Genomic DNA, 25,748 nt, shown 5'->3' on the forward strand with positions numbered 1-25,748 from the left:
GATGATACAGATAAAAAGATATTTATTCGCAGGTATTGCGACAGCTATGCTCGCAACGGGATTCAACGGTTGCACAGAGAGTTATTTGGATACAAATTCGCACGCGGGCGTACCTACCGACGACGCTTTATCTACTCCGGGACTGATCAAGTCGGCATTGACCGGAGTCTATAATAACCTGTTCCACTATCGGTTTGCAGGCAATTACGCGATCAGTATCGGTGATATTCCTACCGATGTAAGCTATTGGAACACGAAGACCGGCCATTGGGGTAAACTTTATCGATATTCTATTGACGACACAGAATCTTATTTAGACGATATTTGGGAGTATGGTTATCAGATTGTTGACAACTCAGCGCGCATCATTCAAGCTGCCAATGCACAGCTGCCTAAGGCTGACGAAAAAAATAAAGTGGTGCTGAACCAATATTTGGCCGAGGCTTATGCGTTGCGGGCTTATGCTAACTTGGTAATGGTGAACGTATTTGCGCATCAGGTGAAAGTCAACGGACAGGACTTCTCTGCACAGCTCGGGCTCGTCATCAGCGAGCTGCCCATCCCTGCAAAAACAAAAGTTAGCCGCTCTACGGTAGGGGAAACTTACACGCATATAGTGTCAGACTTAAAGAAAAGTTTGGCTGCTTTCAAGGCTGCCGATGGTGATCGCGAAGATAAATGCTATATCGGCATAGCCGCAACGACGGGGCTTTTGGCCCGCACTTACCTTTATTTGGAAGATTGGAGCAATGCCAGGACTTACGCACAACAGGCACTCGACAAAGCAGGAATTACTGCGCTCACTTATACTAAGGCCGATTATAAGTCGCTCTACAATGGAGGCGCATCGAATACAGAATCGATGTTCTATCTCGATATTAACGAAACGCAGAATTGGTCGTCGAATTCCTCGGGAACACTGTGGACTACTTACAATTTCAGTCCGAGTCCGAAGATTCGTAAGATGTATGCTTCGACCGACGTGCGAACGGCTGTTCAGACCTGGGCTGGCACTTCTACCGATGCCGCTCCTGTCTACGGAGGTGGTAAGTTTGCTGCTTTCAGAACTGGAAATCCTGCCAATGCCACCCATTATCTCGTTAATGCGCCCGAGATGTTCCTGATTCTGGCCGAAGCAAACATTAAACTTAGTAAGTTGAGCGATACTCAATCGGCTCTCTTAACCGTTGCGCGGCGTAACACTGCGATAACTTCTACGGCGCAACTGCCGCAAACGCTTACTGCGCTTTACAGTTTCTTGAAAGACGAGCGGGCACGCGAACTCTTCCAAGAGGGATTCCGTTTGTGGGATCTTCGTCGCTGGGGAGATAAGGCAAGTGTTGAAGCCTATGGTGCACCGGAAGTAAAATTCCGCGCTACGGGTTATGACATCTCCAATCTTGTCTATCCCATTCCGTCGTCAGAAATCAATGCCGGTTTTGGTGTTCAGCAGAATACGGACTGGCACAAGACACTTCCGGTTGTGCGATAAAGAATCGAAATTCTCATCGAAAACGGGGTGCAACGCTGTCAAAGGCTGTTGCACCTCGCTTCATTTTATTGTCGATAATTTTTCTGAGTTCTCTAAATTAGGCGGATGGGGGCTATGGACAGAGATCATTTAGGTTTAAACAAAAGCCTCAATCACATTAAATAAAATAACATTCCTTATCTCTACGGATGAATGTGTAGGGTGGGGCTTTTCTCGAAAAACTTTGAGCGATACTTTTATCTGTATATTGTTGATAATCAGTTATATATAGGTTCTCTTGCAATTAGAGGTTAATCACCTTGTGTTTAACCGTTAATCGCAGTGCGATTAACGGTTAATGGCATAGCGTTTAGATGCTTTTCGTAAATCGCCTGATATCTTATTGTTTATATCCTATTTATTTTCTTTGCGTAGTTCATCTGCAAAGCAAATTATGATTTATATTTATGCAAAAGAGCAGATGCCCCCCATTTTTAGGTATTTTGTCGGAAAAGCGTGCGTCGTCTTTTGTTTTCTCTCGGAAAAATAGTATCTTTGCGTCACTAAATGGCACGAAATCAAATTGCCGGTTGACAGATTATCAGAATATTTTATAGCATAAACAAAATGAGGTTAATTATTGAATCCAATTACGATTTGTTGTCTAAATGGGCCGCAAATTATGTTGTTGAACGTATTAATGCGGCTCAGCCCACGCGCGAGAAGCCGTTTGTGTTGGGGCTTCCGACGGGTTCTTCGCCCGAGGGGATGTATCGCGAGTTAGTGAAGGCTTATCAGGAAGGCCGTGTCTCGTTTGCAAACGTGATGACATTCAATATGGATGAGTATGTGGGGTTGCCCGAGTCGCATCCCGAGAGCTATCATTCGTTTATGGCGCGCAATCTTTTCGACCACATCGATTGTCCCAAAGAGAATATCCATATACTTAACGGAAATGCGCAAGATCTGATCGAAGAGTGTCGGCATTACGAACAGATGATTGACGAGGCAGGTGGAATCGATCTCTTCATTGGCGGTATCGGGCCCGACGGTCACATCGCTTTCAACGAGCCGGGGTCGTCGTTGCGATCGCGTACGCGTGTGAAATCACTTACGACCGACACGCGAATCGCCAACTCCCGCTTCTTTGATAACGATCCGGAGAAAGTTCCCGAGCATGCATTGACCGTCGGTGTAGGCACTGTGATGGATGCACGCGAGGTGCTGATCTTGGTCAATGGGCATCATAAAGCCCGCGCTTTGCAGGCCGCTGTGGAGGGAGGCATCACGCAAATGTGGACCATTAGTGCGCTGCAATTGCACGAACACGGTATCATCGTTTGCGATGAGGCAGCTACAGAAGAGCTAAAAGTGGGCACCTATAAATACTTTAAGGATATCGAGCGTCGGAATCTACTTTGATCTCTGAGCTCGAACAATCCTACAAATGACTAAAAACAAACGCTTATTATTATGAAACTGAATTTGAGTTCACAAATTGTTCTCAACAAGGTTCCGGTGGAGTTTTATCGTCCCCGGACTGCTGTTGAGCGCTCGGAAATTACTCGTTGCGAGAAGATTGCTACCGATATTTTTCCCACAATAGAAGAAGGTGCGAAGGAGATAGCTGATAATATCGAGCTGGAAATTACGTCCAAGCAACGCGAGGGGCGCTACTGTGTGCTGGCTCTGGGTACGGGGCTTTCGCTCACACCGGTCTATGCGGAACTCATCCGCAAGCATCGCGAAGAGAAACTGAGCTTTAAGAATGTTGTGGTTTTCAATGCTTACGAGTATTTTCCGCTGAATCCGGACAGTAAAAACAGCAGTCTCAATCAGCTCAAAGACCGTTTCCTCGCCCACGTAGACATCGATGCACAGAACGTTTTCTCGCCCGATGGCACGATCAGTCAGGATGCCGTGCAGGAGTATTGCAGGCTTTACGAGCAGCGTATCGCCACATTCGGCGGTATCGATGTTTGCTTGCTGGGTATTGGTCGCATCGGAAACATCGCGACGAATGAGCCTGGTTCGGGCATTGCTTCATCTTCCCGATTGATGTTGATCGATGCAACGTCGCGCCAGGAGATGACAATGAGTTTCGGAACACAGGAAATCGTGCCTCCGTGTTCTATCACAATGGGCGTGCAAACGATTCTTTCCGCCCGCAAAATCTTCCTCACTGCGTGGGGCGATGAGAAAGCAGATATCATTCAAAAGGCTGTGGAAGGTCCGCTGACCGATGCTATTCCGGCTTCATTCTTGCAGACACATAACAACGTGCGTGTAGTGATCGATCTTGCGGCGGCATCTAAACTCACTCGTATCATTCATCCGTGGCTCGTAACTTCGTGCGAATGGACGGATAAACTGGTGCGTTCGGCCTTGGTTTGGTTGTGTCAGCTCACTGGTAAACCTATCTTAAAGCTCACTAATAAGGATTATAATGAGAACGGTTTGAGTGAACTCCTGGCCTTGTATGGCTCTGCTTACAATGCCAATATCAAGATTTTCAATGATCTTCAACACACCATCACGGGCTGGCCGGGTGGCAAACCTAAGGCTGATGACACGTACCGACCTGAGCGGTCGAAACCGTTCCCTAAACGTGTGATTGTCTTTTCGCCACATCCCGATGACGATGTCATTTCAATGGGCGGTACATTGCGCCGATTGGTACAGCAAGGTCACGACGTGCACGTGGCTTACGAGACCTCGGGTAATATTGCTGTGGGAGACGAAGAGGTAACGCGTTTTATGCATTTCATCAACGGTTTCAATCAGATTTTCGATGAAAACAAAGACGAAGTGATTAAAAAGAAATATAAGGAAATCAAGAAATACCTTGCTGAAAAGAAAGAGGGCGACATTGATTCGGCCGATATTCGCACGATCAAAGGGCTGATTCGTCGTGGCGAAGCGCGTACGGCGTGCACTTTCAATCAGATTCCGCTCGACCATGTACATTTCCTTGATCTGCCGTTTTATGAATCGGGAAAGATCGAAAAACTTCCGATGACCGAGGCAGATGTCAAAATCGTGCGTGATTTGATTGCCAAAGTGAAACCGCATCAGATTTATGTGGCCGGCGATTTGGCCGATCCTCACGGCACACATCGCAAATGCACGGACGCCGTTTTTGCTGCCATCGATTTAGAAAAAGAAGCCAATGCCGCGTGGCTGAAAGATTGTCGCATTTGGATGTATCGCGGAGCGTGGGCCGAATGGGAAATAGAAAACATCGAAATGTGTGTTCCGATGAGTCCCGAAGAGTTGCGCGCGAAACGCAATTCGATTCTGAAGCATCAGAGCCAAATGGAGAGTGCGCCTTTCTTGGGTAATGATGAGCGTCTCTTCTGGCAGCGTTCCGAGGACCGAAACCGCGGTACTGCCAAGCTTTACGACGATCTCGGACTGGCTTGTTACGAGGCAATGGAGGCTTTCGTAGAATATAAACCGCTTTAAACCGGCGGTTGGTCAAACTTGATTCAGAGAGTTAAGGAGTTGTCGTTTCACCTCTTTCACGCTGCGGCTGTAAGGTATCTGTTGCGTGAAGAGCGATGAACAGCGGGCTGCTTAACTCCCTTTTTGTTTCATTCTTTCATTAATTCAGTAACTATGAGAAAGCGAACGGGATTATTGGTGGCATCGATTTTTTGCACGGTAATGTGTGGAATGGCCCGGCAAAGCGAGTTTACGAGGGGCATAGGAATTTATCCGGGGCGCCCCACAGAGGATTTTTCGCCCGTGATGAAGCCCGATCACACTTATCGAAACATTGCTCTTCATCGGGCCGCTTATGGTTCCTCATCTTACGATTATAATCTCACGGCCCAATGGCTTACCGATGGTGTGACCACCACGGCGGATCCGTCGTTTCTCGAAGTCAGCATACCCGCCGGTCCGTTAGCGCGTCGCGAGCGCGAGTGGGCTATCGATAGGGGCGAATGGACACGTAATATCTTGATGGGAGCCGATACCTATTTGCAATACGATTGGCATAATGCGCAACTCAAGGCTACACAACTCACGCTCACGACTCGTGTAGCTTATGATGAGAAAAAGGCTGACAGTGGTTATGAAATTACGTGCTTAGCTTCGCAAGACGGTGTGCACTGGACGAAGATAGGTGGTGTCAGTGGTCACGACTTGCCCGGAAAAGCTGCACGATATAAGGTTCATTCTGATCCAAATAAGGCTACTGATACCGAACTTCTGCCCTTGCGACTCATCGATTTGCGGTTGCCGCTCAAGCCGATGACATTTTCTCACCTCAAAGTTTGCTTCAAAATGAAAGGTGCCGCACATTGGACCGTGACCGAAGCCAATGCTCATCCGACATTTACGATCGATCCCCGCCAGGATGCTTGGATGAGTGCGGATGCCGGCGAGCAGTGGGTTTATGTGGATTTGGGTGTAAAAGCCGATTTCGATAAAGTGATTTTACACTGGATTCATAAAGCCGCCAAAGGACAGGTGCAGGTGTCCGATGATGCCGTTACGTGGCGAACGATTTCCCAACTCTCGTTAGGTAGCGGACAAAAAGAGATTGTTCGCTGTTCAGGCAGCGGTCGGTTTGTCCGTGTTTTGATGCAAGCGGCTGAGCCGGGGGCTAAGTGTTACGTGCTCAGTGAGTTGGAAGTGATGGGACGTGGCGGTTTGACGGCTGTCCCAAAAGCCGAAGCCGGGGTGTCGGGAGGTAAATATTATCTCAACGGAGGCGACTGGCGGCTACAGCGTTCATCGCAAGTGGCAGCGTCGGGCGAACAGATTTCCTTACTGAATTACGACACGCGCGGTTGGATTCAGGCCACGGTACCAGCTACGGTGCAGACTTCTTACGTGAACATCGGCGCTCTCCCGAATCCTAATTATGCCGATAATCTGCTGCAAATATCCGATGCTTATTTCAATACCGACTTCTGGTATCGCCGCGAATTTCGGTTCCCCGCACTGTCGAAAGGGCGCCGTGTGCTGCTCAACTTCGACGGAATCAACTGGAAAGCCGATGTTTTCCTGAATGGAAAACGTATCGATCGTATTGAAGGAGCATTCATTCGGGGCTGCACAGACATCACAAATGTTTTGCAGCCGGGTATTAACGTACTCGCCGTCAGGATTATTTGCAATGCCCATCCGGGATCGGTCAAGGAGAAAAACGCACTGAATACCGATTTCAACGGCGGTATTCTGGGGGCCGATAATCCAACTTTTCATGCTACGATAGGGTGGGATTGGATCTCAACTATACGTGGACGCGACATCGGAATATGGAATGACGTTTATCTGTCGACGTCGGGCACACTGAAATTAGCCGACCCGCTCGTCACCACTCACCTGTCTTTGCCAGACACCTTGGTCACGATGACGCCCGCGGTGTGCCTCACTAATAGTGAAGATCATGCCGTTTCGGCCACCGTTACGGGCCGGATCGGTCATTTGCATTTTACCAAAGATGTGACTGTTGCACCTTATTCGAGACAGGAAGTGACGTTTTCTCCTGACGAATTTGCACAGTTACGTGGGCAGCGAATGCGTCTTTGGTGGCCCAACGGCTACGGACAGCCTTATCGATATGATGCCGGTTTTGAAGTGAAAACGGCTGATGGTATTTCCGATTCGCTGCATTTCAAAGTCGGACTGCGCGAAGTAGCCTATCGAGATACCGCAACTCAACTCAAAATCTATGTCAACGGCCGTCGTATTGTGCCCTTGGGTGGCAACTGGGGGTTCAGCGAAAGCAATCTCAATTATCGTACTCGGGAGTATGATGCGGCCGTTCACTATCACAAAGAGATGCATTTCAATATGATTCGGAACTGGGTGGGACAGACTGGTGACGATGAATTTTATGATGCTTGCGACCGTTATGGAATCTTGGTTTGGCAAGATTTTTGGCTTGCCAATCCTTCTGACGGTCCCGATCCGGCTGATGAGCGGATGTTTCTTGCCAATGCACGCGATCTGATTCATCGTATTCGTCGCCATCCGAGCATTGTGATCTATTGCGGACGGAATGAGGGTTACCCTCCCGAAAGCCTCGACCAGGCTTTGCGAACCGATGTTGCTGCATTGCATCCTAACCTTCTTTATATATCAAGTTCGGCTGATGAAGGTGTCAGTGGGCACGGTCCTTACAACGCATTGGCGGCAAAAGAGTATTTTGAAAAGCAAACGGGGAAGCTCCACACAGAGCGAGGTATGCCGGCGGTGATGACTTTCGAGGGGCTTGTTCGTACTCTACGCTCCGATCAATTATGGCCACAGAATGCCGTTTGGGGCCAACACGACTACACGATGGGGGGTGCTCAGCGCGGCGAATCATTCAATTCGCTCATTGAGAGAGGGTTCGGTACGCCGAAAAATGCCCGCGATTTCACGACATTGGCACAATGGATTAATTATAATGGGTATCGGGCGATGTTCGAATCGACGAGTAAAGACCGACAGGGATTGCTTATTTGGATGAGCCATCCGTGCTGGCCGACGATGGTTTGGCAAACTTACGACTATTATCTTGAACCTACTGCTGCCTATTTTGGTGCTAAGAAAGCCTGCGAGCCGCTGCATATCCAATGGAATCCGCTTACGCGTCGGGTAGAGATTATCAGTCTTCGGGCTGACAGTTTAGCTGGATTTACAGTTTGTGCAACTATGTTCGACAAGCAGGGTAAGCGTTTGTGGTACGCAGAACGGGCGTTAACAATTGGTGAAAACACCACTGTGACAGATATTGCCATAGCTGATCCCAGCGCGGATACGGGTGTTTATTTCATCGATTTACAGTTGTTGGATGAGCGAAAACAATTGGTTTCAGAAAATTTTTACGTGGAATCTACTGTAACTGACAATTTTCAAGGTCTGAAATTGTTGCCGGTTGTTGGTTTGAACCAAACCATTCATACAATACGCAACGGTAACACGTGGACAGCTACACTGGTGCTTGCTAACAAGACTGCAACACCCGCGCTGATGATTCGCCTCAATCTATTGGGTGAAGACGGCTCACAGATTCTCCCCGTGATATATAGCGACAATTATTTTTCGCTGCTTCCCGGCCGCGAAAAGACGATAACCATTAGTTGGAGGGATGAAGACTCGCGGGGCATCAAGTCTCGTGTGGAGCTCAGTGGGTATAATGTGGAAAGAAATATTGTTTCTAATCTTTCTTTATAAATAATCTAAAAGAAAGAATCTTTACTTTCCCCATCTCTCTTTGGAGAAGATGGGGAGGTTTTATTTATACTAAGTAGATGAGGAATACAAATCTATTTGTTACAATGTGAAAAGGTATTTCGGTAAGGTTTTCAGTGGTTTGGTTCAAAGCAGAAAGAAGATGTAAGGTTTCATTATTGCCTAATGAGAGAGGAGTGGATATTCTTTTGATTTTATTCTCTTATTACATCTCTTTTTCGTATCTTTGCGCCTTGAAATCAGTAACGATATAATCATAATAGAAAGAAAATGGCTAAGAGATTTGCCGAATATAACGGTCTGGATCTGACCGTAGTTAATCGTGAGGTCCTGGACAAGTGGAAGCAGGACGATGTCTTCCATAAGTCGATCGATGAACGGGCGGGATGTCCACAATTCGTATTTTTCGAGGGCCCACCATCGGCTAACGGACATCCGGGAATCCACCACGTACTGGCACGTGCCATCAAAGATGCGTTCAATCGATATAAAACAATGAAAGGATTTCAGGTATATCGTAAAGCAGGTTGGGATACACATGGGCTGCCGGTGGAATTAGGCGTGGAGAAAGAACTCGGTATCACGAAGGCCGATATCGATAACCGTGAGTCGGAGAAGTATATCTCGGTGGCCGATTACAATAAAAAGTGCCGTGAAAACGTGATGATGTTTACAGCAGAGTGGCGTGAAATGACTGAGCGGATGGGCTACTTTGTAGACTTGGATCATCCTTATATCACTTACGATAATAAATATATCGAGACCTTATGGTGGCTGTTGAAACAGCTTTATACGAAAGGTTTATTATATAAAGGCTACACGATTCAGCCTTATTCGCCAGCAGCAGGAACGGGATTGAGTTCGCACGAGTTGAATCTACCCGGTTGTTATCGCGATGTGAAAGATACTACGGTGACGGCTTTGTTTAAGATTATTGATCCGCGGGAAGAGTGGACTCGGTGGGGAACACCGTATTTTATAGCCTGGACTACTACGCCGTGGACTTTGCCTTCGAACACTGCATTGTGCGTAGGACCGAATATCGAATATGTAGCTGTTGAAACGTATAATACTTACAATGATAAGCCAATTACGGTGATTATTGCCGAGAGCCGGCTCAACGCTTATCTAAAACCTGAAGGATGCGAACTGACACTGGACAATTATAAACACGGTGATAAAGTGGTGCCTTATCGCGTCATTGGAACTTATACTGGGGCAGAGCTTGTGGGCTTGAAGTATCAGCAGCTGATGCCTTGGGTAAAGCCTTCGGCTAAATTAGATGCTAACACGCCTGCATTTGTTCACAGCTATGCTGCTGCTCATCCGGAGAAGATTTTTACCGGCGAGAATGGTAAAGATCAATTTGTTGAGATGGCGGAGAAAGCTTTCCGCGTGATTCCTGGTGATTATGTCACCACTGGAGACGGTACGGGCATTGTGCACATTGCCCCTACATTCGGCGCCGATGATGCCAAGGTGGCTAAAGATTCCGAAATCCCGTCTCTGTTTCTGATTAACCGACGGGGTGAAACGCGCCCGATGGTAGATTTGCAGGGGAAATATTACGTGCAGAACGAGTTGGATGCACATTTTGTCGAAGCGTGTGTTGATGTTGAGACTTATGGTCATCACGCCGGCGACTATGTGAAAAACGCTTACGATCCACGATTCAATACCGACGGATATGACGAAGCTGCGGCTAATGAAGCTGAAGATCTTAATGTCGTGATCTGTATGGAGATGAAGCAGGCAGGTATTGCGTTCAGAATCGAGAAGCACGTACATAACTATCCTCATTGTTGGCGCACTGACAAACCTATTCTATATTATCCGCTCGATAGCTGGTTTATCAAGAGTTCGGCCAAGAAAGAGCGGATGGTTGAACTCAATAAAACCATCAACTGGCAACCGGAATCGACCGGTACAGGTCGTTTCGGCAACTGGCTCGAGAATCTAAACGATTGGAATCTCTCTCGTTCGCGTTTTTGGGGTACGCCACTTCCCATTTGGCGTGACGAAGATGGTAAGGAGGTTTGCATCGGTTCGCTCGAAGAGTTGTATGCTGAGATAGAGAAGAGTGTAGCAGCAGGTGTGATGATATCCAATCCGATGAAAGAGAAAGGATTTGTACCGGGTAACTTTGCACAAAAGAATTACGAACAAATAGACTTGCATCGTCCGTATGTAGATAAGATTGTGCTTGTGAGCGAGAGTGGTAAACCGATGTGTCGCGAGACCGATCTTATCGACGTTTGGTTTGACTCGGGAGCAATGCCCTATGCACAGGTGCATTATCCGTTCGAGAATCGCGATGCGATTGCTAGGCGACAGGCTTTTCCTGCCGACTTTATCAACGAAGGTGTTGATCAAACACGCGGCTGGTTTTTTACTCTGCACGCTATCGCCACGATGGTGTTCGACAGTGTGGCATTCAAGAACGTGATCTCTACGGGACTCGTGCTTGACGCGAAAGGAAACAAAATGAGCAAACACATAGGTAATGTGGTCAATCCCTTTGAGATGATTGACCGATACGGAGCCGATCCTGTGCGCTTCTATATGATGACCAATTCGGAGCCATGGGATAACCTCAAGTTTGATCCTAACGGTGTAGACGAGGTGCGTCGTAAGTTCTTTGGTACGCTCTACAATACCTATTCTTTCTTCGCACTCTATGCTAACGTTGATGGATTTGACCCAACCACGCCTCAAATCAAGGTGGAAAACCGCCCCGAGATTGACCGTTGGATTCTCTCCTCGCTTCATACATTAATAAAAGGTGTTGACCGCGAACTTCGGCAATACGATCCTACGCGTGCTGGTCGACTCATCGACGCTTTCGTCAATGACGATCTCAGCAACTGGTATGTACGGCTCAATCGAAAACGGTTCTGGGGGAAAGAGATGGACACCGACAAACTATCGGCTTATCAAACGCTCTACGTCTGCCTGACCACTGTAGCCAAGCTGCTGGCACCGTTCGCACCGTTCTATGCCGACCGACTCTGGGGAGACCTCAGCAATTCCACCTGTTCGGTACATCTAACACGATTTCCTGAGGCCGATGATACTGTCATCGATTCCGAACTTGAAGTACGGATGGAGCTGGCGCAAAAAATCACATCGATGACGCTCGCTTTGCGTCGCAAAGTTAATATCAAAGTTCGCCAGCCCTTGCAGCAGATTATGATTCCCGCCGTGGATGCAACCCAGAAAATGCATATTGAAGCTGTGAAAGAACTCATCAAGAACGAGGTAAACGTTAAGGAGTTACGTTTCGTTGAAGGAAGTAGTGTGCTGGTGAAGAAAGTGAAGTGTAATTTCCGAACGATGGGTAAGAAGTACGGTAGCTTAATGAAAGATATCGCCGCACAGATGAGTGCGCTTACTCAACTCCGTATTGCCGACTTGGAGCGTGACGGGAAAATCGAACTCAACATTGCTGGCCAATTTGTGAGTGTAGATATTACCGACGTAGAGATTATCAATGAAGACATCCCTGGCTGGTTAGTGGCTAATGAGAGCAATCTGACAGTAGCTCTTGAGGTAGAGCTTACCGAAGCGCTTCGCCGTGAGGGTATGGCCCGTGAACTGATCAATCGTATTCAGAATCTGCGTAAAGAGAGTGGTTTAGAAATCACTGACCGCATCCGCGTCACTCTCTCGCCCTATCCGCAGGTTGAGACTGCTGTGGCCGACTACGGCAAATACATCTGCACGCAAGTACTATCTGATACGATCGAATTAGCCGACAACGCAGGTGCAGAGATAGACTTTGATGAGTTTACGATCCGCATTGTAGTTGAGAAGATATGACGCGACAAATGAGCATGTGCCGTAGTAGATACAATTATCGAGATAATAAATAGAGAGTAAAACCATTAAATGACTTAAGAATTATGGTAGAAAAGAAAAGGTATAGTGATGAAGAACTGGAGGAATTCAGCAGCATCATTCACGAGAAACTGAAATTAGCTCGCCGCGATTATGAGTCGATGATGCGCACGTTGATGAACCAAGACAACAACGACGTTGACGATACATCGCCTACGTATAAAGTTTTGGAGGAGGGTAGCACCACGCAGAGTAAGGAAGAGCTGGTACAGTTGGCCAATCGGCAGCAGAAGTTTATCACGGGATTAGAAGCTGCGCTTGTGCGAATCAAGAATAAAACTTACGGTATTGACCGGATAACGGGTGAACTGATTCCGAAAGAGCGTTTACGCGCCGTGCCCCACGCTACACTGAGTGTGGAATCGAAAAATGCGCGCAAACGTTGATGTAGGCGGAAAGAGGAGAGGATGAGAAAGTATCGAGAATTTTTCACCGACGGACGCTTGTCTGTGCTCATTATCATAGCGATTCTGGTGATCGACCAATTGGTTAAGATTGTCGTCAAGACGAATATGTCGTTAGGCGAATCGATTCGCATAACTGATTGGTTTTACATCGATTTTGTTGAGAACAAAGGGATGGCTTTCGGTCTGACGTTTTTCAATAAGCTATTCTTAAGCGTGCTTAGGTTGTGTGCTATTAGTGTTATCGGCTGGTACATCTATCGACAGGTAAAGGCCGGTGCGCGTACCCGCTATGTGGTTCTGCTGTCGATGGTAGTGGCCGGCGCAGTGGGAAATGTGCTTGATTCGATGTTCTACGGACTTGTTTTCAGTGCGTCGTCGCCTTTCTCCGTGTCTCAGTGGGTACCTTTCGGTACGGGCTATGCAGGATTTCTGATGGGTAAGGTGGTGGATATGTTTTATTTTCCACTGATTGTTACCACGTGGCCCGATTGGGTTCCGTATTGGGGCGGTGAGGAGTTTGTATTTTTCAGTCCGGTGTTCAATTTCGCCGACTCGTGCGTAAGCGTGGGCTTTGTGGCTCTACTTATTTTTTGTAGGAAAGAGCTGGGGCAGATTTCGTTTCGCAAACTATGAAAAATCTCTCCGTACATATCGTTACGGCGGTTCTGTTGATCGGCTCATTTGTGCTGACAGTAGGTTGTAAACCTGGCGTTCCTAGCCGATACATTCAGCCAGACGATATGGAAGACATCCTTTACGATTATCATGTCGCCGACGGAATGGCAGCGCTGCAATCGGTCGATCAAGTCGTGTGCCAGCGTGCTTACCGATTGGCCGTGCTGAAAAAACACGGTGTAACGACGGCAGAGTTCGATTCGTCGTTGGTGTATTATATGCGCCATGCTGATCGGATGCACCAGATTTACGAGCATCTGGCTAAGCGAATGAGCGACGAGGCCGTGTCGCTGGGTGCGTCGGCCAGTGGAGCAGATAGTTATAACACGTTTTCGGCCACAGGAGATACAGCTAATATTTGGAAAGGTGAAACCTCGGCTGTTTTTGTTCCGAAGCCGCCGTTCAATCAAATGTCATTTTCCGTCAAAGCCGATTCGGCTTTTCATAGGGGCGATGTCATTCTGCTCCATTTCAGGGCACAGTTTATTTACCAAGATGGAACGCGCGACGGTATCGCCGTATTAGCTGTGAAGTTCGGTAACGACAGTACGGCTTCGCAAGTGTTGCACGTCACAGGCTCATCTTCTTATACATTACAGGTGCGTGACGACCGACATCTTGGCATCAAACAGGTGAGTGGTTTTTTGATGCTGAATAGGAGCTTGTCGCCTGAGCAATCCACAACTACCTTGCAGATAATGGCCATTAGTAGGCTTCGATTGATTCGGATTCACGAGCAAAAAGGTAAGAAAAAGAAGCAAGCTGCTGCCGACTCGACCAAGGTTGATTCTGTTTCTGCAGGCCAGGGAATTCCGACAAAATCGCAATCGGATGGAGAATCACGGTCGGTTCCGCAGATTCCGTCCACAGAATCATCGGGAAATGTGGGCGAAGCTCCACTTCTCCCCAAAGAGATTCATACTTGATGAGCGCAGCATTTCGGCGAGTCGGGGCGCACAGGGTGATCGATAAAGATCGGGTGTTACGACAAGCCGTAGTAGAAATCAGTCACGGGCACGTGGTGAATTATTATCCATTTGTGGATGAGTTGCCCGTAACAGAGTGGTTAGAAGGCACCATCCAGCTTTGTCGTGATACAAGAGGTGCATTGCGAGCTTATTGGTTTGAAGGGCCGATGTCTCTTGACAATAATGGAAAATTATTAGAATAATCGCATAAAGAGCACAATGATGAATATTGATGAACTTGAAAACCGTTTGATAGAACTGGCTTTTGCTGAAGACATCGGCGACGGCGACCATACCACGCTGTGTTGCATTCCCGAAGATGCCACCGGAAGTTCGCACCTTCTGATAAAAGAAGACGGAATCCTGGCAGGTGTAGAGGTGGCCAAGAATGTGTTTGCCGCTTTCGATCCGACGTTGAAAGTCGAGGTACGCATCCCAGACGGATCGCCCGTAAAGGTAGGCGACATCGCAATGGTGGTTACAGGTAAGACGCGTTCTTTGTTACAAACAGAACGTCTGATGCTGAATATTATGCAACGGATGAGCGGTATTGCCACAATGACTCGCCAGTATGTGGAACGGCTCAAAGGTACTCACACCCGCATTCTCGATACCCGTAAAACTACGCCAGGACTTCGGATGCTCGAAAAACAGGCCGTGAAGATTGGTGGTGGAACCAATCATCGTATCGGTCTTTTTGATATGATTCTTCTCAAAGATAATCATATCGACTTCGCGGGTGGCATAGAAAATGCTATCGACCGTTGCCATCGGTATCTGAAAGATAAGAAGCTCGACTTGAAAATAGAAATTGAAGTGCGTGATTTTGGCGAGCTTCAGCGTGTGCTCGACAAAGGAGGAGTCGATCGAGTGATGCTCGACAACTTTTCGGTTCCTGATACAAGAAAAGCCGTCAAACTCATTGCAGGGCGAGTAGAAACGGAGTCTTCGGGCGGTATTACTTTCGATACGATTCGCGATTATGCCGAGCAGGGGGTAGATTTTATTTCTGTCGGTGCACTCACTCATAGTGTCAAGGGTTTGGATATGAGTTTCAAGGCTTGTTAGCATTCGTTTTATCAAATATCAAAACGCAGTCTTTTGAATTGGTTGTTCAGTATATTTCTCGCGGCAAGTGTCGTTTTCGGTTCACCGGTCAACTATGAAATAGCTTTGGCCGGCAATTTCGGCGAACCTCGGCCTAACCATTTCCACGGCGGCACGGATATCAAAACGGGCGGCGTTGAGGGCAAAGCTATTTTCTCAATAGGTGATGGTTATGTCTCACACGTATCTGTGGGTATCGGCGGTTTCGGCAATGCGGTGTATATACATCATCCGGAGGGCTATACGAGTGTGTATTGTCATTTGAAGAAATTTGCTCCGCAAATTACCGCAATGGTGCGAAAGTGGCAGTATGCACATCGTTCTTATGTCGGCGATATGTTATTTGCCCCAACTGATTTGCCCGTAGCTCGGGGACAGTTGATTGCTGTCAGTGGTAATTCGGGTGCATCGCAGGCACCCCATTTACATCTTGAAGTACACGATACGCGTACGTGGGAGATGCGCGATCCACTCGATTTGATTGGCGGATCAGTCAAGGATAGCTTGGCGCCGATGGCTCATGGCTTTATGGCTTATCCCCAAATGGGAGAAGGCGTATTCTGTGGCGGAAGCTCCAAGCAGTCGTTTCCTTTTACGGCTCACAATTTGACGCGTAAGTTTACGGCGTGGGGAAAAGTGGGCTTTGGTATTTGGGCCAACGATTATATGGAAATAACGTATAATCGTTACGGTGTCAGGAAGACCGAACTTTTTGTAGACGGGCATCTTGTTTTCAGTAGCGATGTCGGTCGTGTGCCCGTAGAAGACAATATGATGGTCAATGCTTGGGGGGATTACGAGCATTTTCTGCGTTATAATGTATGGTATATGCGTTCTTTCATTCTGCCTGGTGTCACGCTTCCTTGTCTTTGGGCCGATGCCGGCCGCGGACTGATTGACTTCAATCAGGAACGCGATTATCACCTCACTTATTCTTTGACAGATTTCAAAGGTAATAACAGTCGATATACGTTCACGGTCACTGGTAAACGAGCAGTCATCCAGTCACGGCGCGAAATGCATCCGATGCGCACGCTCAGATGGGACAAAATGAATGTCGTTCAGCTTCCGGGGATGCAACTTGTGCTTCCTTCTACGTGTTTAGCTGACCATTGTGAGACACGACCTAAAATAAGATTCTGTCCAGGACAACTATCCGACACCTATCAACTGATGCCTGCATCGTTCCCACTATTTCATTATACTAAGATCAGTATACGTCTGAAACGGCCAGTAAAAGATCCTTCCAAGCTCTATATCGTCAGCCATTGGGGAACGGATCGGTATATGGGTGGAACCTATCAAAATGGATGGGTGACGGGACGTGCACGAGAGCTCGCTGCAACTTACGGTATTTCGTACGACGATATACCGCCAATCATCACGCCATTAACGGTTAATCGCTGGCCGATTAACCACATCGTGCGAATCGGCTTATGGGACAGGGGAAGCGGGGTGGCTTCTTATGAGGGATATATCGATGGAAAGTTTGTTCTTTTCGAGGAAGTACCCAAGAGTCCGTGGGTGTGTTGCGACCTTACCCAAACACCGATCAAACGTACCGGAGGGATGCATCGCCTGACGTTTATTGCAACAGATAATCGGGCAAACAAACGCATTTTTATGACACAAGTAAAGTATTAACCTAACCAATTAAGATATGAGTAAACGTTCAGTACACAATTCAAGAGTTCTGTTTTTGCTCGTTGCGGCAATGTTTTTATCCGTTAAAGCGAGCGCTTGTACCAATTTTATCGTGGGCAAAAAGGCCTCGAAAGACGGTTCTGTCATTTGCACCTACAATGCTGATGATTACGGAATGTTCATCGGTCTGTGCCATTTTCCTGCGGCTAAACACGCCAAGGGAGAGATGCGTAAGATCATCGATTGGGATACAAAGGTGTATCACGGCGAGATTCCCGAGGTTCCCGAAACGTATAATGTTATCGGAAACATCAACGAGTACCAAGTAACCATTGGTGAAACGACTTATGGCGGGCGCGAGGAAATGGTCGACACAACCGGTATTCTCGATTATGGTTCGCTCATCTATGTGGCTTTGCAACGCTCTAAAACAGCGCGCGAGGCCATTCGTGTGATGACTTCGCTCACAGAGAAATATGGTTATTGTAGTGGAGGCGAAACCTTTACTATCTGTGATCCGAATGAAGCTTGGATTATGGAAATGATGGGAAAAGGGCCTGGTTCGAAAGGAACGGTGTGGGTGGCTATGCGTATTCCCGACGATGCAATTTGCGGGCACGCTAACCAAAGCCGTATCGGCAAGTTTAATATGAAGGACAAAAACAATGTACTTTACTCAAAAGATGTGGTCTCCTATGCCCGTAAGATGGGATGGTTTATGGGGAAAGATGCTGACTTCTCGTGGAAAAATGTCTACGCAAAACCCACATTCAGCGGCCGACGTTTCTGTGATGCGCGTGTGTGGAGTTTCTTCCGACATTTTGATGCCGATTTTGATCGCTATCTTCCGTGGGCTTTAGGAAAAGATCCGAATGCAGAAGATATGCCACTTTGGATTGTTCCAAATCGTAAATTGAGTGTGCAAGATGTAGAAATGTGTATGCGCGATCATTACGAAGGAACTGCCTTAGCTACCGACAGCGCTGATGTCGGGAGCGGAATATGGCAGATGCCTTATCGCCCGACACCATTATCGTTCACGTACGAGGGTAAGAAATATTTTAATGAGCGTCCTACCAGCACGCAGCAGACCGGCTTTTCTTATGTCGCACAGATGCGCGCGTGGCTGCCGAGACAAATCGGAGGTGTGCTTTGGTTTGGAAACGACGATGGCAATATGATTGCTTATACACCTATCTATTGTGGCAACACCGTCCAACCCGAATGTTATAATACGCCGGGTGCAGATGCACTCACTTTCTCTGACAAGAATGCGTACTGGGTTTGCAATTGGGTGAGCAATATGGTTTATCCCCGTTATGTGCAGATGTTTCCCTCGTTGCGCGAGGTGCGTGATAGTCTTGAGCGCTCTTATTTTGCTCATCAACCTGCTGTAGAATCCCAGGCGCGCACGCTCTATGCTACCAACCCGACGTTGGCCGTTGAATATCTCAACGATTATAGCAATACGAAGGCACAAGAGATGCTTGCTCGCTGGAAACAGCTTGCCATCTATCTTATCGTGAAATACAACGATATGATTGTTAAGCCCGATCATAACGGTGTCTTCGAGCGTACTGCCACGGGAATAGGTGCCAAGGTTTCTCGTCCTGGTTATCCCAAAGCATTTGCTAAAAAACTCATCGGGGCGACTGGTGATAAGTTTGCTTGTCCATCAGAATAAGGTATATGTCTTAGAATCTGCACTGACATATAAAATAACCCGAATGTAAATTTAGCTTACATTCGGGTATTTTTTTATTGTTTATTATTTTAATGATATGCTAATTCTTCATCTGACTACGATCAAGGTATTGTTTTCGTCACAAAAATAAGCTTCTTGGGGAGTTTCACCCACTTGCGGTCGACAACGATTTTAATGGTGCTTCCCTCTTGTTGCGTGAATGTATAAGTACCGTCATCATTTTGGGTAAGCGTTGCGGTGAGATCTTCGCTACCGTAATCATTGATGATGGAAAGGTGTGCTGATGTGGGTTTGGTGAGTGAAATGTCTGTGATAAGCCATTTACGCGTATCTCTTTGAGCGCCTAAATAGCCGGGAAGTGAGCCGAAAATCTCTTGCTCGGGTACCTCTATGTCTTTTTCATAGAAGTCCATCTGGATATATACCTGGTATTCGGCATTATAAATTGTTCCTTGAAAAGGTTTATTTGTTTGGGCAGAAGCGAAAAACGGTAAGAAAGCGGACAATATAATGAAAAGAATATTCTTTGTATTCATAACTTATTGATTTATGTGGAGATAGAAAATATACACGATGCGATCGTTATTTGAAATATTACAAAGGTAATTGTTCTTGATAAGAAATCAAACTGTTTTAGGCTTTTATAGCGTTTAAAGTTGTGGATTTAGGATTTTTATATTATCTTTGCCCCATCTTATAAGTATTGTATGAGGAAGGATAAATTATTTCCCGACTATGTTTTTGAGTCGAGTTGGGAAGTATGCAATAAAGTGGGCGGCATCTACACTGTATTGTCTACGCGAGCAAGAACATTGCAACAAGTAATGAAGGATCGGTTGATCTTCGTGGGGCCAAACTGTTGGGGCAACGAGGCTTGTCCTTATTTCACGGAAGAACGCGGCTTATTTGGTTCGTGGCGCGAGGCGGCTTGTAAGGAAGGTCTATATATTAAGGTGGGCCGATGGGAGATTCCTGGCCGGCCGATAGCTATCCTGGTAGATTTTAATAGCTTCTATTCGCACAAAGACGAGATTTATACACAGATGTGGGAATGGTATGGCGTAGATAGTCTTCACGCTTATGGCGATTATGATGAAGCCTCGATGTTCTCTTATGCAGCGGCTCGAGTGGTGGAGAGTTTTTATTTTCATCACCTTAATTCGCGTCAGCAGGTAGTCTATCACGGCAATGAATGGATGACAGGATTAGGCCTGCTTTATATCAATCGTAAGTTACCGCAGATCGCAACAATATTTACAACCCACGCAACCAGCATCGGGCGGAGTATCGCCGGAAACAATAAGCCGCTTTATGAGTATCTTTCGGTTTATAACGGCGACCAAATGGCTGCCGAACTCAATATGCAAAGCAAACACTCGGTTGAGAAACAAACGGCTCACTATGTAGATTGCTTTACCACGGTGAGTGATATTACGGCTACAGAATGCCGCGAGTTGCTTGACAAACCTGTTGATTTTGTTTTGCCGAATGGTTTTGATAACGATTTTGTTCCGAAAGCATCTGCGTTTACCCGCAAGCGAAAGGCAGCCCGTGTACAATTGCTTCGTGTGGCTAATGCACTGATGGGAACCGATTTGCAGGATGATACGCTGATCGTGTCGACCAGTGGGCGTTATGAATATCGCAATAAAGGTCTCGATGTTTTCATCGAAGCGATGAATCGGTTACGTTCAGATGAGCGACTGAATCGGCACGTGTTGGCTTTCATTGAAGTTCCTGGCTGGGTGGGAGAAGCTCGCCACGACTTGAAAGAAAGGCTTCGGTCAGGTAAGGGAACGGTCACACCGTTACCCGATCCGACTCTTACACATTGGCTCCGCGATATGAATAATGACAAGGTAATGGGAGCTTTGAAATACTTCGGTATACATAATGTGCAGGAAGATCGTGTGAAAGTGATTTTCGTTCCGTGTTATCTCACGGGCAATGACGGTATTATCGATCTACCTTATTATGATGTCGTGTTGGGCAACGACTTGTGTATTTATCCCTCGTATTACGAACCTTGGGGGTATACTCCGTTAGAATCGATTGCTTTCAAAGTGCCGTGTATCACGACTGACTTATCCGGGTTCGGTCTTTGGGTTAATGAAGTGAAAGGCGGAAAGAGTATGATTGACGACGGTGTAGCAGTGGTTCATCGGACAGATTATAATTACTCGGAAGTGGCCGACGCAATTAAAGATGTGGTGATAGCCTATGCCGCTGGCGATGAAGCGAGTATCAAACAGGCTCGTTCTAATGCAGACCGATTGTCAAAGAGAGCGCTTTGGAGTGCTTTCATCAAGTATTATAAAGATGCTTACGACTGTGCCTTGCGGAAAGCAGATGCAAGAAAGAAAACAATGATAATAAAATAGTAAATATAGATTTTATGAAGATTAAAGCAGATTATGCGAATGCTCCTCAGTGGAAAGAACTGACCATTAAGTCAAGATTGCCGGAGCAGTTGAAATGTTTAGACGAGTTAGCCCATAATATGTGGTGGGCGTGGAATTATGAAGCCTGCAATTTATGGAAGAGTTTGGACGAAGAGCTTTATGAACAAGTGGGGTACAATCCCGTGATGCTGCTCGAACGACTGAGCTATGAGCGCAAAGAAACCATCGTCAAGAATAAGACGATTATGAAAAAGGTGAAGGACGTCTATGCAATGTTCCGTACTTATATGGACGTGAAGCCTAACTACAAGCGCCCATCTGTGGCTTACTTCTGTATGGAGTACGGGCTCAATCAGGTATTGAAGATTTATTCCGGAGGCTTGGGAATGCTTGCCGGCGACTATTTGAAAGAGGCTTCAGACAGCAATGTGGATATGTGTGCCGTGGGATTTCTTTATAGATATGGCTATTTCAAGCAGTCGTTGAGTATAGACGGACAGCAGATTGCCAACTATGAAGCGCAGAATTTCAATTCGCTTCCCATTGAGCGTCAGCTTGATGAGAATGGAAATCCGATTGTAATTGATGTTCCTTATATGAACTATCAAGTGCACGCGTATGTCTGGCGGGTGAATGTGGGCCGCATTAAACTCTATCTTCTCGATACGGATAACGAAATGAACTCCGAATTCGACAAGCCAATCACCCACTCGCTTTATGGTGGCGACTGGGAGAATCGGCTCAAGCAAGAAATCCTGTTGGGTATCGGTGGTATCCTTATGTTGAAGAAACTCGGCATACAGAAGCAAATTTATCATTGCAACGAAGGTCACGCTGCGCTCTGTAACTTGCAACGGCTCTGCGATTATGTAGACGACGGACTCACCTTCAATCAAGCAATGGAACTTGTACGCGCCTCTTCACTCTACACCGTTCATACGCCGGTGCCTGCCGGTCATGACTATTTCGATGAGGCACTTTTCGGCAAATATATGGGTGGCTATTCCGAGAAGCTCGGCATCTCGTGGGATGAATTCATTGGGATGGGCCGCGAGAATCCCGACGATCATAACGAGAAGTTCTGTCTCTCCACCTTCGCCTGCAACACGTGTCAGGAAGTTAACGGAGTAAGCAAGCTCCACGGATGGGTCAGCCAGAAGATGTTCGCCCCCATCTGGAAAGGATATTATCCCGAAGAAAACCACGTGGGTTATGTTACCAACGGTGTACACCTACCAACCTGGACCGCTACCGAGTGGCGCAAACTCTACGCCCAATACTTCGATACTTCGTTTATGAGCGACCAAAGTAATGAAACGATTTGGCACGCTATTTACAATGTGCCCGACAACGAGATCTGGGATACGCGTATGGCGTTGAAAAAGAAGCTCGTAAACTATATCCGCGAGAAATTCACACAAACGTGGTTGAAGAATCAAGGCGATCCCTCGCGTGTGGTTTCGCTGCTCGAACGCATCAATCCCAATGCGCTGATGATAGGCTTCTGTCGTCGTTTCGCCACTTATAAGCGCGCCCATCTACTTTTTACCGATCTCGAACGTCTTTCGCGCATCGTCAACAACCCCGAGCGTCCTGTATTGTTCTTCTTCTCGGGCAAGGCGCATCCTGCCGATGGAGCCGGTCAAGGACTTATTCAGAAGATATTCGAGATCAGTCAGCGGCCCGAATTCCTCGGTAAGATAATCTTCCTTGAAGATTATGATATGCAGTTGGCACGCCGTCTTGTGTCGGGTGTCGATATTTGGATGAATACCCCCACGCGTCCGCTCGAAGCATCGGGAACATCGGGTGAGAAGGCTGAGATGAATGGTGTTGTCAATCTCTCGGTTCTCGATGGATGGTGGGTAGAAGGCTATCGCAAAGATGCTGGCTGGGCACTTCCGCAAGAGCGAACATACTCTAATCAAGGCTATCAAGACCAGCTTGATGCGGCTACCATTTATGGATTGCTCGAAAACGACATCATCCCGCTCTATTACGGTAAGAATAAGAAAGGTTACAGCGAGGGGTGGATCAAAGTTATCAAGAACTCCATCGCCACCATCGCGCCCCATTACACGATGAAGCGACAACTCGATGACTATTACGACAAGTTCTATATTAAGGAAGCGAAACGTTTTGCCAAGCTCACGGCCGATGATAACCGGCTGGCTAAGGACATTGCTTTGTGGAAAGAAACTGTGGCCGAGCGTTGGGATGCCATCCACGTGGTATCGAAAGAAGACTGCTGCCTGGCCGAAGGCGGCGAAACAGGTGTGACATACACGATTAAATATGTGATAGACGAGCAAGGATTGAATGATGCCATCGGGCTCGAACTCATTGTCCTGAAAAACGATCAGAGTGGTGACGATCACGAGTTGTACACCGCTTGTCCGTTCCGCAAGGTGGCACAAGATGGTAATCTCTATACTTTCGAGGCCGACATTGAACCCGACGATGCCGGTGCATTCAAGTATTGTGTGCGAATGTTCCCGAAAAATGAGGCGTTACCCCATCGTCAAGATTTCTGTTATGTGAAGTGGCTCGACTAATCCTTTTGTATTTTTTATTATAACAAGCGCGTGTGTCTGAATATCAGTTTTGGCACACGCACTTCTGTTTTTTATTTGGATAGGTTAGGAGAGTATTGGTGAAAGGGAATACTATAAATAACGCGAGTTTGGGATAAGCATTTTCTTATACGATACATCGTCCGTCTTACCCCACGAGTGGGGAAAGTTCCGTCTGAGCCTGTCTGTTACGTTTCTTCCTCATTCACAGAATATAAGTTTATTCCGAACTCGTGTCAGAAATATTTAGTTGGGAAGATTAAGGAGAAAGATCAGGGAGTAACAAAAAAATAGAAATCGTTTGATTTTTACAGCCTTTTTCCGTACATTTGCAGCAGTAAAACTAAGAATGAAGATGAAATCATCGCTAAGATACTTATTTGTTATAGTAGCTTTTTTATTGGAATGCGTTACTTTTGCACAGAGCACAAAGTGGCGGGATATATATAAGGTGAAGAAAAAAGATACGATTTTCAGTATAGCTAAGCAGTATGGACTTACAGTTCCTGAACTGATGGATGCAAATCCTGATATGAAAAAAGCTGGCTATGAACTGAAAAAAGATGATTATGTCTTCATTCCCTATGTTGAGGCGAATGTAAAGCCGAAAACGACAGGGAAATCAGTCGTGCGTACAGATATCCGTACACGAGCTATCAGAGTTGGTGTGATGTTACCTCTGCACAATGCGGATGGTGATGGGCGCCGGATGGTGGAATATTATCGTGGTGTATTGATGGCGTGTGATAGTTTGAAACGTAAAGGAATTTCGACGGATGTATATGCTTGGAATGTAGCTGTAGATACGGATATCCGTACGATTTTGATGGATAAGAAAACAAAAGATTGTGATTTAATCTTTGGTCCGCTTTATACTTCTCAAGTGCAGTCTCTGAGTACTTTTTGTAAGACGAATGGAATTAAATTAGTGATCCCTTTTTCTATTTCGGGTGATATCGTGGCGCATAATCCGCAAGTTTTTCAAGTGTACCAGTCAACTGATATGCTCAATACAATGGCGATCAATGCATTTTTATCTCGCTTTTCAAAACATCATCCCGTTTTTATTGACTGTAACGATCCGGAAAGTTCGAAAGGAACTTTTACCTCAGGATTGCGTAATCAATTGGATCGACGAGGTGTGAAATATAGTATTACGAATTTACGATCGAGCGAGGAAAACTTTTCTAAGGCTTTTAGTCGTGTGCAGCCGAATGTTGTAATCTTGAATACGGCTCGTTCGCCTGAATTAAATGTTGCTATTGCCAAGATTAACGGACTTACAGTGAATGTGCCGGGCGTGGTAGTATCGTTATTCGGATATACAGAATGGCTGATGTATACGAAATATAATCTCAATAATTTCTTTAAGTTCGACACCTATATTCCCACAACTTTCTATTATAATCCATTATCGGCAGCTACACGTAATTTGGAAAACAGTTATCGTCGTTGGTTTGGCACGGAGATGTTGTATGCCTTGCCGCATTTCGCTATTATAGGATATGATCAAGCACAGTTCTTTTTGCAGGGACTTCACCGATACGGCACTGCATTTAATGGATTGAAAGGCGAGAACGTATATCGAGCACTTCAATCGCCGATGAATTTCAAGCGAGTGGGAACAGCGGGCGGAATGCAGAATAGCCATTTTATGTTGATTCATTATACATATAATCATACGATCGAGTCAATAACCTATTAA

At 46.5% G+C, this 25,748-nt stretch carries 16 protein-coding genes; 15 read left to right on the forward strand and 1 reads right to left on the reverse strand.

Going from position 1 to position 25,748, the window contains the following annotated elements:
* Nucleotide 1 precedes the first annotated feature (1 nt).
* From RWY97_RS05670 to RWY97_RS05725, 12 genes are all read left to right on the forward strand, one after another.
* On the forward strand, nt 2–1,492 hold the full coding sequence (locus tag RWY97_RS05670) for a RagB/SusD family nutrient uptake outer membrane protein (protein ID WP_315566041.1): 1,491 nt from the start codon (nt 2–4) through the stop codon (nt 1,490–1,492).
* 606 nt (nt 1,493–2,098) lie between these two features.
* Nucleotides 2,099–2,893: a glucosamine-6-phosphate deaminase gene (gene nagB / locus RWY97_RS05675; RefSeq protein ID WP_315566043.1), complete on the forward strand. Its 795-nt coding sequence runs from the start codon at nt 2,099–2,101 to the stop codon at nt 2,891–2,893.
* Nucleotides 2,894–2,944: 51 nt separating this feature from the next.
* Nucleotides 2,945–4,936, forward strand: a complete 1,992-nt coding sequence (locus RWY97_RS05680; RefSeq protein WP_021583089.1) for a glucosamine-6-phosphate deaminase — start codon at nt 2,945–2,947, stop codon at nt 4,934–4,936.
* Between the two features lie 153 nt (nt 4,937–5,089).
* Nucleotides 5,090–8,647, forward strand: a complete 3,558-nt coding sequence (locus tag RWY97_RS05685; protein ID WP_315566044.1) for a glycosyl hydrolase 2 galactose-binding domain-containing protein — start codon at nt 5,090–5,092, stop codon at nt 8,645–8,647.
* A 288-nt stretch (nt 8,648–8,935) separates the two neighbouring features.
* Nucleotides 8,936–12,484 carry an isoleucine--tRNA ligase gene (ileS, locus tag RWY97_RS05690; RefSeq protein ID WP_315566046.1) on the forward strand — a complete coding sequence of 1,183 codons (3,549 nt, stop codon included), beginning with the start codon at nt 8,936–8,938 and terminating at the stop codon, nt 12,482–12,484.
* Between the two features lie 83 nt (nt 12,485–12,567).
* Entirely contained in the window at nt 12,568–12,948 is a 381-nt protein-coding gene (locus RWY97_RS05695) for a TraR/DksA family transcriptional regulator (protein ID WP_021583014.1), read from the forward strand.
* Nucleotides 12,949–12,969: 21 nt separating this feature from the next.
* Nucleotides 12,970–13,602 (forward strand): lipoprotein signal peptidase, encoded by a 633-nt coding sequence (locus RWY97_RS05700; RefSeq protein WP_315566048.1) that lies wholly within the window; start codon nt 12,970–12,972, stop codon nt 13,600–13,602.
* Nucleotides 13,599–14,570: a DUF4296 domain-containing protein gene (locus tag RWY97_RS05705; RefSeq protein ID WP_315566050.1), complete on the forward strand. Its 972-nt coding sequence runs from the start codon at nt 13,599–13,601 to the stop codon at nt 14,568–14,570. Before RWY97_RS05700 ends, RWY97_RS05705 begins: the two co-directional genes overlap by 4 nt.
* A complete protein-coding gene (locus tag RWY97_RS05710) occupies nt 14,570–14,815 on the forward strand; it encodes a hypothetical protein (protein WP_315566052.1) in 246 nt (81 codons plus the stop codon). Before RWY97_RS05705 ends, RWY97_RS05710 begins: the two co-directional genes overlap by 1 nt.
* Before the next feature lie 16 nt (nt 14,816–14,831).
* A complete protein-coding gene (gene nadC / locus RWY97_RS05715) occupies nt 14,832–15,680 on the forward strand; it encodes a carboxylating nicotinate-nucleotide diphosphorylase (protein ID WP_273176267.1) in 849 nt (282 codons plus the stop codon).
* Nucleotides 15,681–15,713: 33 nt separating this feature from the next.
* Complete coding sequence (locus tag RWY97_RS05720; protein WP_273176268.1) at nt 15,714–17,363, forward strand: M23 family metallopeptidase; 1,650 nt, start codon at nt 15,714–15,716, stop codon at nt 17,361–17,363.
* A 70-nt stretch (nt 17,364–17,433) separates the two neighbouring features.
* Nucleotides 17,434–19,047: a dipeptidase gene (locus RWY97_RS05725; RefSeq protein ID WP_315566086.1), complete on the forward strand. Its 1,614-nt coding sequence runs from the start codon at nt 17,434–17,436 to the stop codon at nt 19,045–19,047.
* 122 nt (nt 19,048–19,169) lie between these two features.
* Here RWY97_RS05725 and RWY97_RS05730 read toward each other — a convergent pair whose 3' ends face one another.
* Nucleotides 19,170–19,604 (reverse strand): hypothetical protein, encoded by a 435-nt coding sequence (locus tag RWY97_RS05730; protein ID WP_314077475.1) that lies wholly within the window; start codon nt 19,602–19,604, stop codon nt 19,170–19,172.
* Nucleotides 19,605–19,775: 171 nt separating this feature from the next.
* Between RWY97_RS05730 and RWY97_RS05735 the strand changes: the two genes are divergently transcribed.
* From RWY97_RS05735 to RWY97_RS05745, 3 genes are all read left to right on the forward strand, one after another.
* Complete coding sequence (locus RWY97_RS05735; protein WP_315566054.1) at nt 19,776–21,449, forward strand: glycosyltransferase; 1,674 nt, start codon at nt 19,776–19,778, stop codon at nt 21,447–21,449.
* Between the two features lie 14 nt (nt 21,450–21,463).
* Nucleotides 21,464–24,025, forward strand: coding sequence for an alpha-glucan family phosphorylase (gene glgP / locus RWY97_RS05740; protein ID WP_315566055.1), 2,562 nt, complete (start codon nt 21,464–21,466; stop codon nt 24,023–24,025).
* A gap of 373 nt (nt 24,026–24,398) precedes the next feature.
* Nucleotides 24,399–25,748 (forward strand): PBP1 and LysM peptidoglycan-binding domain-containing protein, encoded by a 1,350-nt coding sequence (locus tag RWY97_RS05745; RefSeq protein ID WP_315566087.1) that lies wholly within the window; start codon nt 24,399–24,401, stop codon nt 25,746–25,748.

Source organism: Hoylesella pleuritidis (assembly GCF_963541955.1).
Classification (GTDB): domain Bacteria; phylum Bacteroidota; class Bacteroidia; order Bacteroidales; family Bacteroidaceae; genus Prevotella; species Prevotella pleuritidis.